13 protein-coding genes are annotated in these 12,450 nt (G+C 61.9%); 8 read left to right on the top strand and 5 right to left on the bottom strand.

The window, feature by feature from the left end; translation table 11 throughout:
• Positions 1 to 185: 185 nt before the first annotated feature.
• Positions 186 to 956 (top strand): protein phosphatase CheZ, encoded by a 771-nt coding sequence (locus V1290_RS24350; RefSeq protein ID WP_334366719.1) that lies wholly within the window; start codon positions 186 to 188, stop codon positions 954 to 956.
• Between the two features lie 157 nt (positions 957 to 1,113).
• On the opposite strand, the gene V1290_RS24345 is transcribed toward V1290_RS24350, so the two are convergent.
• Positions 1,114 to 1,623 (bottom strand): hypothetical protein, encoded by a 510-nt coding sequence (locus V1290_RS24345; RefSeq protein ID WP_334366718.1) that lies wholly within the window; start codon positions 1,621 to 1,623, stop codon positions 1,114 to 1,116.
• A gap of 352 nt (positions 1,624 to 1,975) precedes the next feature.
• Between V1290_RS24345 and V1290_RS24340 the strand changes: the two genes are divergently transcribed.
• The 5 genes from V1290_RS24340 (at position 1,976) to V1290_RS24320 (ending at position 6,115) form a co-directional block, all read left to right on the top strand.
• Positions 1,976 to 2,272, top strand: a complete 297-nt coding sequence (locus V1290_RS24340; RefSeq protein WP_065731467.1) for a co-chaperone GroES — start codon at positions 1,976 to 1,978, stop codon at positions 2,270 to 2,272.
• 130 nt (positions 2,273 to 2,402) lie between these two features.
• Complete coding sequence (groL, locus tag V1290_RS24335) at positions 2,403 to 4,049, top strand: chaperonin GroEL (protein ID WP_028351510.1); 1,647 nt, start codon at positions 2,403 to 2,405, stop codon at positions 4,047 to 4,049.
• Between the two features lie 145 nt (positions 4,050 to 4,194).
• The gene (locus tag V1290_RS24330; protein WP_334366717.1) at positions 4,195 to 4,413 is read left to right on the top strand and encodes a hypothetical protein; all 219 of its coding nucleotides are present in this window, start codon (positions 4,195 to 4,197) and stop codon (positions 4,411 to 4,413) included.
• Between the two features lie 32 nt (positions 4,414 to 4,445).
• Positions 4,446 to 4,814 carry a hypothetical protein gene (locus V1290_RS24325; protein ID WP_334366716.1) on the top strand — a complete coding sequence of 123 codons (369 nt, stop codon included), beginning with the start codon at positions 4,446 to 4,448 and terminating at the stop codon, positions 4,812 to 4,814.
• 92 nt (positions 4,815 to 4,906) lie between these two features.
• Positions 4,907 to 6,115 carry a hypothetical protein gene (locus V1290_RS24320; protein WP_334366715.1) on the top strand — a complete coding sequence of 403 codons (1,209 nt, stop codon included), beginning with the start codon at positions 4,907 to 4,909 and terminating at the stop codon, positions 6,113 to 6,115.
• Positions 6,116 to 6,130: 15 nt separating this feature from the next.
• On the opposite strand, the gene V1290_RS24315 is transcribed toward V1290_RS24320, so the two are convergent.
• Together V1290_RS24315 and V1290_RS24310 are read right to left on the bottom strand one after the other, a co-directional pair.
• Positions 6,131 to 6,601 (bottom strand): SgcJ/EcaC family oxidoreductase, encoded by a 471-nt coding sequence (locus V1290_RS24315; protein WP_334366714.1) that lies wholly within the window; start codon positions 6,599 to 6,601, stop codon positions 6,131 to 6,133.
• Positions 6,602 to 6,669: 68 nt separating this feature from the next.
• Positions 6,670 to 7,128 (bottom strand): cupin domain-containing protein, encoded by a 459-nt coding sequence (locus V1290_RS24310; protein WP_334366713.1) that lies wholly within the window; start codon positions 7,126 to 7,128, stop codon positions 6,670 to 6,672.
• A gap of 430 nt (positions 7,129 to 7,558) precedes the next feature.
• Here V1290_RS24310 and V1290_RS24305 point away from each other — a divergent pair, with 430 nt between their 5' ends.
• Positions 7,559 to 8,149, top strand: a complete 591-nt coding sequence (locus V1290_RS24305) for a hypothetical protein (protein WP_334366712.1) — start codon at positions 7,559 to 7,561, stop codon at positions 8,147 to 8,149.
• Positions 8,150 to 8,162: 13 nt separating this feature from the next.
• Here V1290_RS24305 and V1290_RS24300 read toward each other — a convergent pair whose 3' ends face one another.
• Both V1290_RS24300 and V1290_RS24295 read right to left on the bottom strand, forming a co-directional pair.
• Positions 8,163 to 8,579 carry an META domain-containing protein gene (locus V1290_RS24300; protein ID WP_334366711.1) on the bottom strand — a complete coding sequence of 139 codons (417 nt, stop codon included), beginning with the start codon at positions 8,577 to 8,579 and terminating at the stop codon, positions 8,163 to 8,165.
• 154 nt (positions 8,580 to 8,733) lie between these two features.
• On the bottom strand, positions 8,734 to 10,398 hold the full coding sequence (locus V1290_RS24295) for an L-lactate permease (RefSeq protein WP_334366710.1): 1,665 nt from the start codon (positions 10,396 to 10,398) through the stop codon (positions 8,734 to 8,736).
• A gap of 289 nt (positions 10,399 to 10,687) precedes the next feature.
• Here V1290_RS24295 and V1290_RS24290 point away from each other — a divergent pair, with 289 nt between their 5' ends.
• Positions 10,688 to 12,430 (top strand): ABC transporter ATP-binding protein/permease, encoded by a 1,743-nt coding sequence (locus V1290_RS24290; RefSeq protein ID WP_334366709.1) that lies wholly within the window; start codon positions 10,688 to 10,690, stop codon positions 12,428 to 12,430.
• Positions 12,431 to 12,450: the final 20 nt, after the last annotated feature.

Genomic DNA, 12,450 nt, shown 5'->3' with positions numbered 1-12,450 from the left:
ACCACGTCGGCAAGCGCGTCCGGATTTGTCCGGTAGCGTTTATTTTGCGTGAACGCGCTCCCCTCATGGTTAATCGCTGGTGTGCGGCCGCGGGCAAAGCGCCAACGCGCGATATTGCGCCGTGAACCTGACGTTAAATCGCCATGGTTTAAAACACGCGGGCAATTAAGGGGTGGGAAAAACTCATGTCGGTAAATCGCAAACGTTTTCGTATCGAAGCCATTCTGGGCGATGCGCCAATTGTCATGCCTACAGAAGGCGGCGAGATCGGCCCGATGCATCGCGAGATCATGGCCGAGCTGCGCGCGATCCGGTCACAGATGGCCGGCTTCGGCCACGCCCGCGCCGCTTCGACCGAGAGCGCGGACATTATCCGCGAAGTCGCCGAGTCCCACGCGCTTCTGGAAACCTATCGCGCGCAGATCGAGCAGTGCGAGAAGCTGAAGGTCGAGCTCGACCTCATTCACGACGCCATCAACCGCACCAAGCGCGAAATCGCCACCCTGCACGGCAAGAGCTTTGACGGCCAGGAAATGGCCAAGGTCAATGGCGAACTCGGCGCCGTCGTCGGCGGCACCGAACAGGCCACCCAGCAGATTCTCGAAGCCACCGAAGCGATCGACCAGGCGGCGACCGCGCTTTCCAAGAACATTTCTCCGGACCAGCAGAAGCTGCTCAGCGAGGAGATCCAGGAACGCGTCGTCTCGATCTTCGAGGCCTGCAATTTCCAGGACTTGACAGGCCAGCGCATCAGCAAGGTGATGAACACGATGAGGTTCATCGAACAGCACATCGTCGAGATGATGGAAATCTGGGGTGGCGTCGATGCCATCAAGGCGCACGCACCCCCGATCGTCGATACCCGCGAAGGCGATGCCAAGCTGCTCAACGGCCCGAAGATGGACGGCGACGACGGCCACGCCTCGCAGAACGACATCGACGCCCTGTTCGATTGATCGGGCTGGTTAACGTGCGCTAAACAAAACGCCGGCAGCGATGCCGGCGTTTTTTTTGTCGCTGTCATTCCGGGGCGCACGAAGTGCGAACCCGGAATCTCGAGATTCCGGGGTGCTTACGCACCATCCCGGAATGACGGACGTCTCATTATTCACCTCACGCCCGCGGCGCGCAGCGGACATAGACCATGTTGCCGTAACGGACCGCGGCATCCTTTTCGATGAAGCGGGTGACCATGACACGGCCGTCGAACGAGACGATCTCGCGGTCCTGGTCGCCGCCGGCCGGACCGGGCGGGCCGATATAGTTCTTGCCGCTCGGACTGCCCTTAAGGCGCAGTTCCTGCGGCGTCGCCTGATCGGCCAGATGCATGACCACGCCGCCATTGGCGCCAGCGCCGATCACGTAGGGCTGCTTGCACTGCCCGCGCGCCGCGGCCTCGGTGCGGGCGCGGTCATTGGGATTCTGGAACGAGGCAAGGCCCCAGCGGCCGACGATCTCGTCGGCGCGGACGGTTGCCGGCATTTCCGGCGCGACTTCAGGCTCGGGCGGCGGACTGGATGACAGCGACGGCAGGCTCATGCTGCTGCACGCCGCCAGCAAGATCGAAAGCGCCGACGCGATCGCCAGATTGGCAACCGTACGCGCATTACGTGAGCTGATCATCGCATTCCCCCGAGCAATCACTTGGCCGCTCCCGTCAAGCAGCCGATAAGCAGCCAACCGCAAAAAGCCTGCCGGAGCAATGACGTCGGTTGAAATGACGCCGCTGCACCGATTTGGTTTCCGAAGCACCATCCTATATTGGCCTCACCAAGGCTTTAATCTCCTTGTTTGCTTGACAGGATCAGCGCCAAGACATATTCCCCGGCCCCACGTTTAGCACTCAAATACAATGATTGCTAAGGGTTGTGCTGCCCCGCCCCGGGGCGGCGTCGAATACCGGCATTCCCAGCCATTTTCGAGTGGTACAGACCCGAAACCTAAGCCTCCCAGAGGAACTTCAAGAGGAGACGTCATGGCTAAAACCAAATTCCGTCCACTGCACGACCGCGTCGTGGTCAAGCGCATCGATGCCGAAGAGAAGACCAAGGGCGGCATCATCATTCCCGACAGCGCCAAGGAAAAGCCGTCGCAGGGCGAAGTCACCGCCGTGGGCCCGGGCGGCCGCGACGAGGCCGGCAAGCTGATTCCGATCGACGTCAAGGTCGGCGACCGCGTGCTGTTCGGCAAATGGTCGGGCACCGAGGTCAAGCTCGATGGCGAGGAACTCCTGATCATGAAGGAGTCCGACATCATGGGCGTGCTGACGTAAGGCACTCTGCCTCACCCTGAGGAGGCAGCGAAGCTGCCGTCTCGAAGGGGCCGGCTTTCACAAATCATCCTTCGAGACGCGGGCGATGCCCGCTCCTCAGGATGAGGTCCATTTTCCAGGAGCAACTCAAATGGCTGCCAAAGACGTTAAATTTTCCGGCGACGCCCGCGACCGCATGCTGCGCGGCGTCGACGTTCTCGCCAACGCGGTGAAGGTGACGCTCGGTCCGAAGGGCCGCAACGTCGTGATCGAGAAGAGCTTCGGCGCTCCCCGCATCACCAAGGACGGTGTCACCGTCGCCAAGGAAATCGAGCTCGAGGACAAGTTCGAGAACATGGGCGCGCAGATGCTGCGCGAAGTCGCCTCCAAGACCAACGACACCGCGGGCGACGGCACCACCACCGCCACCGTGCTCGCGCAGGCGATCGTGCGCGAGGGCGGCAAGGCCGTCGCCGCCGGCATGAACCCGATGGACCTGAAGCGCGGCATCGACATCGCGGTTCACGCCGTGGTCAAGGACCTCGAGAAGCGCTCCAAGCCGGTCGCCGCCTCCTCCGAAGTCGCCCAGATCGGCACCATCTCGGCCAATGGCGACACTGCGATCGGCAAGATGATCGCGCAGGCGATGCAGAAGGTCGGCAATGAAGGCGTGATCACGGTCGAGGAAAACAAGTCGCTCGAGACCGAAGTCGACATCGTCGAGGGCATGAAGTTCGACCGCGGCTACCTGTCGCCCTACTTCATCACTAACGCCGAGAAGATGACCGCCGAGCTGGAAGACGTCTACGTGCTCTTGCACGAGAAGAAGCTGTCCGGCCTGCAGTCGATGCTGCCGGTGCTGGAGGCCGTGGTGCAGTCCGGCCGTCCGCTCCTGATCATCGCCGAGGACGTCGAGGGTGAGGCGCTGGCGACGCTGGTGGTCAACCGCCTGCGCGGCGGACTGAAGGTCGCCGCCGTCAAGGCACCGGGTTTTGGCGATCGCCGCAAGGCGATGCTGGAAGACATCGCGATCCTGACCGGCGGTCAGCTCATCTCCGATGAACTCGGCATGAAGCTCGAAAGCGTCACCATCAACATGCTCGGCCGCGCCGGCAAGGTGGTGATCGACAAGGAGAACACCACGATCGTCAAGGGCGCCGGCAAGAAGAAGGACATCGAGGCCCGCGTTACCCAGATCAAGGCGCAGATCGAGGAGACCACCTCGGACTACGACCGCGAGAAGCTGCAGGAGCGTCTTGCAAAACTCGCCGGCGGCGTCGCGGTGATCAAGGTCGGCGGCGCGACCGAAGTCGAGGTCAAGGAAAAGAAGGACCGCGTCGAGGACGCCCTCAACGCGACTCGGGCGGCCGTCCAGGAAGGCATCGTGCCGGGCGGCGGCGTGGCGCTGCTCCGCGCCAAGAAGGCGGTCGGCCGCATCAACAACGACAATTCCGACGTTCAGGCCGGTATCAATATCGTGCTGAAGGCGCTGGAAGCCCCGGTTCGCCAGATCTCGGAAAACGCCGGCGTCGAAGGCTCGATCGTGGTCGGCAAGATCCTGGAGAACAAGTCGGAGACTTTCGGCTTCGACGCCCAGACCGAGGAATATGTCGACATGGTCGACAAGGGCATCATCGATCCGGCCAAGGTGGTGCGCACCGCGCTGCAGGACGCTTCGTCGGTAGCCGGCCTTTTGGTGACCACCGAAGCCATGGTCGCCGAACTGCCGAAGGAGCCCGCCCCGGCGATGCCCGGCGGCGGCGGCGGCATGGGGGGAATGGGCGGCATGGGCTTCTGAGAGCCTTCAGTCCGACTACTTCCGCTGCAAAACCAGCCCGCCGCCTGCAAGGTGGCGGGCTTTTTCGTTCAGTCCAATATTTTTCCGACCTACTTCACGCCACCTCGGACGCGGCTTATATTTGCCGGTAACCGGAGATTTTCGAATGGCTGACCCAAACGAGCCCGTTAAGATCACTGCGGACCTTCCCAAAGAGCTGTTTGATGCACTGGTCGATCTGGCGAAGCAGCGTGGCGTGTCGGCCAACACCGTCTTGCAAGATGCGATCGTCCGCGAAAAATATCTTTCCGACAAGGAAGCCGCCGGCGCATCGATCCTGATCGAAGAAAGCAACAAGACCTTCAAGAAGGTCTCCCGCATATAACAATCTCGTAGCACCGGTCTTTGGGGGCACCGATGTCTGACGTGCAGGATCTGAATACGCTTGGGGCAACAACTACAGGACGTACAGCAAGTGTACCTGCTACCGCAGGTCAAATCATCGAGAAGCCCTACGATCCGACGCCCGACCGCGAGAACATTCGCGGCACTATTGCGCTTTGGCTGGTGTGGACATTAGTCGGTGTGGTCGCGGCGGTCGTCGTGACTGGCCTAATCACAATTTATGGCTGCCACGTCGCGAATAGTTGCACGCCGGAAACTAACGAACTGAAGGCCATTCGGGTCGTGATCGAGTTGGTTCTCACACCTCTCGTCGGCCTGGTGGGCGCCGTGACCGGCTTCTATTTCGGCGAAAAAACGGCCGCCGCCAGATCCGGCGGTTAGACGGGAAATGCGGGGCAAAAATTAAGTCGCGAATCCGGGCTAGTTCTGGAAAAGTGAACGCATTCACCCCCCGCCATAACGAGGCCGTTCGCATGCGATTTTTTCTCTGCGCCGCTCTGTTGCTCCTGGCGGTTGTCACGGCCGCTTCGGACCTCGCCTTCGCCCAGATGAAACTGCAGCCCAAGACCGCGCCCGGTGCTACCGAGACGCGCTATTTCACCGCGATCGACGGGCTGATGGACGGCAATGCCGATGTCATTCTGAAGGAAACCCGTCAGGGCAAGAACGTTACCGCCGCTACCCTCGACGTCTGCTACCCCGCCGCGAAGGGTGCGGACCGCAAGGACCGCTTCGTCGCCAACCTCGCCGTCAGCGGCCAGAACCTGACCGGCTCCACGCAGAGCCTCGGTGACAAGCTGCCGGTTACCGTCAAGCTGGTGCGCAAGCCTGTCGGCGACACCTTCGAGTTCCGCGGCCAGATCAGCATCGGCCAGACCGTGACCGAAGTGACCTCGACCGACAATTCCGATCTCAGCGAGAAGGAATTTCTGGACAACCAGACCAGCGACGACGGCATCACGCCGGCGCCGAAGGATTTTACCGACGTCTCGCCGGAAGCGATCGGCGTGCGGGTCAAGCTCGACGCCGCGCTGGATTTTCTGAAAAGCCTGAAGGGCGAGGCCGTCGAAGTCGGGCTCTCCAGCCTTTCGATCTCCTGCGATGCGCTGCGCGCCGGCGAGCAGACCATCAATCTGACGGTCGATCCGGAGCGCGCCGCAGCGCTGATTGCGAAGGCGAAGTCGATGCCCGGCGTGGTCGCCGCGGGATGGACCAGTGGCAGCATCGAAATGGACCGCACCATCCGCTTTGCCGCAGCCGAGTGGCGCGACGGCGACAAGATCAACAGGGACAAGATCGCGTCCGCCATTTCAGGCGTGCTCGCGAAAACGCTCACCGCCAAGCCCGCAGGCACCGAGTGGGACGCCAACACCGGGAAACTGACGCTGAGCTTCAAGCGGCCGAGCCCGATCTATCCCGCGCTCGCGCTGACCGAAACTGTCGAGGTCACCGCGCTGGTCTCGCCGGACAAACCAGGCGCCACCGATCGGCTCATGCTGTGGATCTCGAGCCCGGTGATCACGACCGCAGATGAAGGCGCCGGCCCAAAACTGCATTTATCGGAAGAATCCACCGGCGACGAGGAAGGCGGCGAGCCGAAGGACGACAACGGCTCGCTCGAAGCGCTGGCCAAGGAGTTCAAGGGCCAGCGCTGGGATGCCGACAGGTCGGTGTGGAAGTAACGATGATTTAGCCAGCTACCTCGAGGTTGATGGCATGGCCGAGGAATGGTGGTCGACGATCAGCCAACGCTGGCCGTTCTTGACATAGGTGAAGCTGTAGCGCGCGGGCAAGGTCTTCGTCTCGCCATCCTTCACATAAGAAAACGTGTAGTAGCCAGTATTGACTGCTGCATTCCCGTACACGCGGATGAGTTGATCGCCGAAGGTGACCTTGAGGCTGGGCAGAACCTTGAAGGCGCCCACGAAATAGTCTCGTAGCGCCGCCCGGTCGGAGCGCACGGTCGGCGACAGTGTGCCCCAGAGCACGGCATCGTCCGAATAGAGCGGCAACACCTTTTCGGGATCGCCTTCGCCAAGAGCCTGGCCCCATCCCGAGGTCGCCGCCGCCACTTCCGCTTTCGGCTCGGCCAAGGCACTGGAGCCAAACGACAACACCACCATGCACAGGGCAAGTGCTGCGCTCGCCAATTTTGGAGAAGATTGCATGACATCCTCCCTTGTGAATACCGTGCAGGCAAGTGTCCGCTTGAGACGGCCTCTTGCAATGCAAGCGGCTACTGTTTGCGCGGATCGTCAGCCGGATTGATGTAATCGATGCCACCAGGGCCGATAAATTGGACTTGAAGTATCCCTTCCTCGTTTCCGGTCCAGGCGTAGTGCGGGTGTCTTGCGGGGTACACCCATAGCGCGCCTGGCTTCAGGAGATCACCCTTCTTTTCGAATTTTTCACCATGGCTGCTGCCGACGTCACCGCTTATGACTGTAACAACTTCGGAATAGGGATGCGTATGCGGAGGCATCTGGAAGTTAGGTGGAAACTTGATGCGCAAGACAACAACCTCGCCCGCTTTCGTCGGATCACCGACCAGGGTCGCAATCTGAACGCCCTTCGGAAAGGCTGGATTATCCTTCCAGGTGAGCGTATCGGGCATCACCCGGACCTCGGTATTTTGGGCCATTGCCGGAATGGAGAGCGCAATCAAGCCGGTCGCCGTTAGCAGCAACTTTTTCATGCGAGTTCCTCCCAAGCTGTATGCAGCAAGAGACGCAAATCGCAATGGGCGGTCAGTTATGGGGACTGGAGTGAAGCCTCGCGCCACAATGTTGCGTGCGTCACACCAGAAAAACTACATCATCAGCGAAGGGCGAACCACACGTCAGAGATGCTGACTTAATAGGCTCGGTGTCCGCTTTGGGTCCTTCGCGTGGTACGGTTCGACGCCAATGACCCAGACGAACATCTTTCCTGTCAACCGAGCTCGCTGCAGCAGTTCGATTGCCAGGTTGTTAAGACTCGATTCAGTTTAAAGGAACATCATCGGCTAGCTGAACCTGGGTCACACCATGCAAGACCGCGAGCCGAGTACCGTTGAAAGCATCTTGTCGGGGAATGTGGTTGACGGCCGAGGGCCGGAGCAGCCGGCGGGTTCGTGGGATTTTCTCGTGCCCGATCGCGATGACGTATTGGTGGTGCGGGAGTCATTTCGCGACCGGGCGCGCAACGTGTTGCTGGTCACCGCGGCCGTGGCGGCAAGCTTTGGGTTGGGATGGGCCGGTGGCCTGAGTTGGCCCGAGTTGGCAGGCACGCTCGGCCTTGAAGCCGTTGCGCAGAAGGAAGCACCCGCGCCGCGCATGGCTGAAACACGGTCGAGCGGCAAGGTTGAAGGCACCCGGAAGACCGCATCCACCTCAGACTCGCCCGCCATCGTCGGAAGCATTCCCAAGCCGTCCGCCGTGTTGTCGGCCGGTGCACGTCCGTCTGCGGGCCCGACTTCCCAGGCAAATGCGAGCGCCTCGCCGATTGCGATGCGGCCGCAGCCTTTGGTGGCGGCGCCGGAAACCAAGCCGACCACCATTTCCGGCTGGACGGTTGTCGATGTTCGGGATGGCACTGCCGTTCTCGAAGGCCCCGACGGTATCAGGATGGCCGCACGCGGCGACACCATTCCCGGAATCGGACGCGTCGAATCGATCGTGCGCTGGGGCGGACGCTGGGTTGTTGCCACCGCCAGCGGCCTGATCGCGACGCCCTGACCGAAGTTCCGATTTAGTTCGTGTTGATGCGGAAGCGCAGCGTCTTTGCGCCGATGAACGATACGAAATCGCCCTGCCGCTTCCAGGTGCCGGCCTCGGCGAGCGCTGCAATCAGCTCATCATCCTGCTGCGCGTGATCCGGCGGACAAGTGCGGTTCTCCATCGCGCCGGGAACGAAGATCACGGTATTGCCAGCGACCGAAAACTGGCCCTTACCGCCCTTGCACCAGAGTTCCAGGACCACCTCGCCCTTGTCGCCGATCTCGAGATTGGGAATCCGCTTGGATCCGGGCTGGCGGCCGACATCGAGCTGCATTTCCGTCCCGAACGGAAAGCCGTCATCGGCGCGCGCCGGGCTGAAGGCCAGGACCGTCGCGATCAGCAAGAGCGAAGCGGCGCCTGCCCGGGCCGTGCGTGCGAATGAAATCATGCCACCTCTCGAAAAAATTCCAGACCCTACCGCCGCGCGCCGTTCTATTGGACAAGTGAGCCGTTGGCTAGACCGTCCGAAGACAGCGCCGCGCGACAAAAAATCCCCGCGGGCGACGGCCAGCGGGGATTTTTGGCGAGAGAGTCGATAGCGCCTATTTCAGCACCATCATCGTGAACGGATAGACGTAGGCCTGCAGCGTTACCAGCATGCCGACGAGGCAGGCCAGCACGATCGAATGCAGGAAGACGTAGCGAAGGATCGAGCCTTCGTGGCCGTACCAGTTGGTCGCGGTCGAGGCGACGACAATCGATTGCGCGTCGATCATCTTGCCCATGACGCCGCCGGACGAGTTGGCGGCGGCCATCAGCACCGGCGACAGGCCGAGCTGTTCGGAGGTGATCTTCTGCAGATTGCCGAACAGCACGTTGGACGCGGTATCAGATCCCGTCAGCGCCACGCCGAGCCAGCCGAGCAGCGTGCCGAAGAACGGATAGAGCACGCCGGTCGCGGCAAAGGCGAGGCCTAGCGTGGCGTCGACGCCGGAGAGCCGCGTCAGCGTGCCGATGGCCAGCATCGCCGAGATCGTGATCAGCGAGATCGCGCACAGCCTGATGGTGCGGCCGTATTCGGCGATCATCTTCGCCGGCGAGAAGCCCATCAGGAAGCCTGAAATGATTGCGGCGATCAGCATGCCGGTGCCGGTGAACGACAGATAGGTGAAGTCGAACAATGCGGCCTCCGGCGTCGGCTTGGCGGCGACCGGCGGCACCTTGTTGATCATGTTGTGCAGCTCGGGCACCTGATACTTCCAGACGAAGATCGAATTCGCCCAGTTCTTGAACATGCCGCTGCCCCAGATCAGCATGACGACGCAGACGATGATCCACGGCAGCAGCGCGCTCCAGAGCTGCGCCTGGCTGAGCTTGGCCGTATTCAGCGGCTTGGCCGGCGCCATGGTCGCTGCCGATTCATCGTGGCCGCGCAATGCGGGCGACGTCCAGAGTTCGCGCGGTTGCCACACTTTGAGGAACAGGATCAGGCAGCCCATCGAGATCAGCGAGGCGCCGATATCGACGATCCAGGGATTGATGAAGTTCGAGATCACGAACTGCGGGACTGCGAAGGAGACGCCGGTGACGAGAATGGCCGGCCAGATCGCCACCATGCCGCGCCAGCCTGCAAACGCCCAGATCAGCCAGAACGGGACGATCAGCGAGAAGAACGGCAACTGCCGGCCGACCATGGCGCCGAGCACGTAGGGATCGAGGCCGGTCACCGACGCCAGCCCCTGGATCGGCGTACCCAGTGCGCCGTAGGCGACCGGCGCGGTGTTGGCGATCAGCGAGAGGCCGGAGGCCGCCAGCGGCGAGAAGCCGAGCCCGATCAGGACGGCGCCGGTGATCGCGACCGGCGTGCCGAAGCCGGAGGCGCCTTCGAAGAAGGCGCCGAACGCGAACGCGATCAACAGGAGCTGCAGCCTGCGGTCGGTGGTGACGCCGCCGATCGCCCGCTGCAGCAGTTCGAACCGCCCGGTCTCGACCGTGATGCGATACAGAAAGATGACGTTGAGAACGATCCAGCCGATCGGGAAGAAGCCGACCACGACGCCAAGCAACGAGGCGCGGATCGACATGCCGGCGGGCATGGTGAAGATGCCTATCGTGATGATGTTGGCTGCGATCAGCGCAATGATGGCCGCGAGATGCGCCTTGACCTTGCCACTGGCAATCAGCACCAACAGCGTGACGACAGGCACGGCGGCGGCGATCGTCGACAATGCCGTGTTGCCAAGCGGATTATAGATTTGATCCCACATTGCGGTTCTCCCGACATTGTTGTTGGCCCGCCAGCGTGGGTGGCCGGGCATGGGTTGAGCGATTGGCGGGAACAACTTGGAAAAGCGGGGTTGGGCAGCCCTGGCACCGCCAACGCTCACAACCTCGCGAAGGTTCGATGGCCGCTGCCCCTCGCCCTCACAGCCATGCTAGGGTCTAGCCGAGGGTGCGACAAGCCGCCGCAGGCAGGCGAAATCCATAACCTAGTAGTAGAGCCTGATTCCTCCATTCCTTCAGGGCCTTAAGCCCCATCCCGGAGACGGCAATCCTGTGAAAAACCTCCGCTCGACACTCGCCACGGTGTGGCGCATCTCCGCCCCCTATTTCCGTTCCGAGGACAAATGGGCCGGCCGCGGCTTGCTGGCCGCGGTGATCGCCATCGAGCTTGCCATCGTCGCCATCAACGTCCTGATCACTCAGTGGAACGCCCGCTTCTACAACGCGCTGCAGGATCGCAACTGGGACTCCTTCGTCAGCGAGATCATCTATTTCTGCGTCGTGGTCACCATCTTTGTCGTGCTGGCGGTCTATCAGCTCTATCTCAATCAATGGCTGCAAATCCGCTGGCGGCACTGGATGACCGCGCAATATCTCGGTGACTGGCTACGTCAGGCCAACCACTACCGGATGCAGCTTCAGGGGGACGCGGCCGACAACCCCGACCAGCGCATGACCGACGACGTCAAGCTGTTCGTCGATCGCACGCTCAACATTGGCCTGGGATTGCTGAACTCGATTGTTACGCTGGTATCCTTTGTCGCCATACTCTGGGCACTTTCGAACGCCGCACCGCTGCACCTGTTCGGCCAGGAATATGCAATTCCCGGCTACCTTGTCTGGGGCGCATTGATCTACTCGGTGCTCGGCACCATCCTGACCCACCTGATCGGCTGGCCGCTGGTGGGCCTCGATTTCCGGCAGCAGCAATATGAAGCAGATTTTCGCTTCAACCTGGTGCGCGTGCGCGAAAATTCCGAGCAGATCGCGCTGCTGCGCGGCGAGCAGGCCGAGCGTGAGCGCCTGCTCGTTCGCTTCGGACGCGTGGTGGAGAACTGGCTCGCCATCATGAGCCGGACCAAGAAGATAACGGCGTTCACGGCGAGCTACAATCAGGCTTCCGTGGTCTTTCCCTATGTACTGGTGGCACCGGCCTATTTCGCCGAGAAGATTCAGCTCGGCGGCATGATGCAAACCGCATCGGCGTTTTCGAACGTGCAGGGCGCGCTGTCGTTCTTCATCTCCATCTATCGTCAGCTTGCCGAATGGCAGGCCGTGGTCAACCGCCTCGACGGGTTTGAGGCGGGGATCGTGGCGGCGGGCGAACTGGCAACCCGCAGCGAGCGAATTCACGTGGTCAAGGCGGGCGAAGGCGCCATCGACCTCAAGGGATTGGCACTGCGTCTGCCGAACGGAACGCCGCTGTTGAACACAGATGGATTCAGCTTGCGCAGAGGCGAGCGCACGCTGGTTACCGGCCCGTCCGGCTCCGGCAAATCCACGCTGTTCCGCGCCATCGCCGGCATCTGGCCGTTCGGCTCTGGCTCGATCGCCGTGCCTGCCGGGGCGACATTGATGATGCTGCCGCAGCGGCCGTATTTCCCGACCGGGACGCTACGGGCGGCGGTTGAATATCCGGCCAAGGAAGGCGCGTTCACGCCTGCGCAGATCAGCCAGACACTCGAATTGGTCGGGCTGCCGAAGCTCGCGTCGCAACTCGATGAACACGGGCACTGGAATCGGACGCTGTCGCTCGGTGAGCAGCAGCGGCTTGGATTGGCACGGGCGCTGTTGCATGTGCCGCAGTACCTGTTCCTCGACGAGGCGACGGCGTCGCTCGACGAACCTTCGGAGGCGGCGCTGTATCGCCTGCTCGAGGCCAAATTGCCGGCGACCACCATCGTCTCGATCGGCCATCGTTCGACGCTCGACGTCTTCCATGATCGCAATGTCGTGCTTGCCCGAGCGGGAGACGGATTCGCGCTGCAGGACAGCAAGAGCGCCGCGGCGTCGTAGCCGTAGTGCGGCATCGTCCC

This window comes from Bradyrhizobium sp. AZCC 1578, from assembly GCF_036924675.1.
GTDB lineage: Bacteria > Pseudomonadota > Alphaproteobacteria > Rhizobiales > Xanthobacteraceae > Bradyrhizobium.
The sequence above is the reverse complement of the archived record's forward strand: the minus strand, read 5'-3'. Positions and strand labels throughout refer to the sequence as shown.

Excerpts from the sequence above, each read along its gene's own strand:
- V1290_RS24350 (WP_334366719.1), top strand. The coding sequence starts at position 186 with ATGTCGGTAAATCGCAAACGTTTTCGTATCGAAGCCATTCTGGGCGAT.
- V1290_RS24345 (WP_334366718.1), bottom strand. The coding sequence starts at position 1,623 with ATGATCAGCTCACGTAATGCGCGTACGGTTGCCAATCTGGCGATCGCG.
- V1290_RS24340 (WP_065731467.1), top strand. The coding sequence starts at position 1,976 with ATGGCTAAAACCAAATTCCGTCCACTGCACGACCGCGTCGTGGTCAAG.
- groL (WP_028351510.1), top strand. The coding sequence starts at position 2,403 with ATGGCTGCCAAAGACGTTAAATTTTCCGGCGACGCCCGCGACCGCATG.
- V1290_RS24330 (WP_334366717.1), top strand. The coding sequence starts at position 4,195 with ATGGCTGACCCAAACGAGCCCGTTAAGATCACTGCGGACCTTCCCAAA.
- V1290_RS24325 (WP_334366716.1), top strand. The coding sequence starts at position 4,446 with ATGTCTGACGTGCAGGATCTGAATACGCTTGGGGCAACAACTACAGGA.
- V1290_RS24320 (WP_334366715.1), top strand. The coding sequence starts at position 4,907 with ATGCGATTTTTTCTCTGCGCCGCTCTGTTGCTCCTGGCGGTTGTCACG.
- V1290_RS24315 (WP_334366714.1), bottom strand. The coding sequence starts at position 6,601 with ATGCAATCTTCTCCAAAATTGGCGAGCGCAGCACTTGCCCTGTGCATG.
- V1290_RS24310 (WP_334366713.1), bottom strand. The coding sequence starts at position 7,128 with ATGAAAAAGTTGCTGCTAACGGCGACCGGCTTGATTGCGCTCTCCATT.
- V1290_RS24300 (WP_334366711.1), bottom strand. The coding sequence starts at position 8,579 with ATGATTTCATTCGCACGCACGGCCCGGGCAGGCGCCGCTTCGCTCTTG.
- V1290_RS24295 (WP_334366710.1), bottom strand. The coding sequence starts at position 10,398 with ATGTGGGATCAAATCTATAATCCGCTTGGCAACACGGCATTGTCGACG.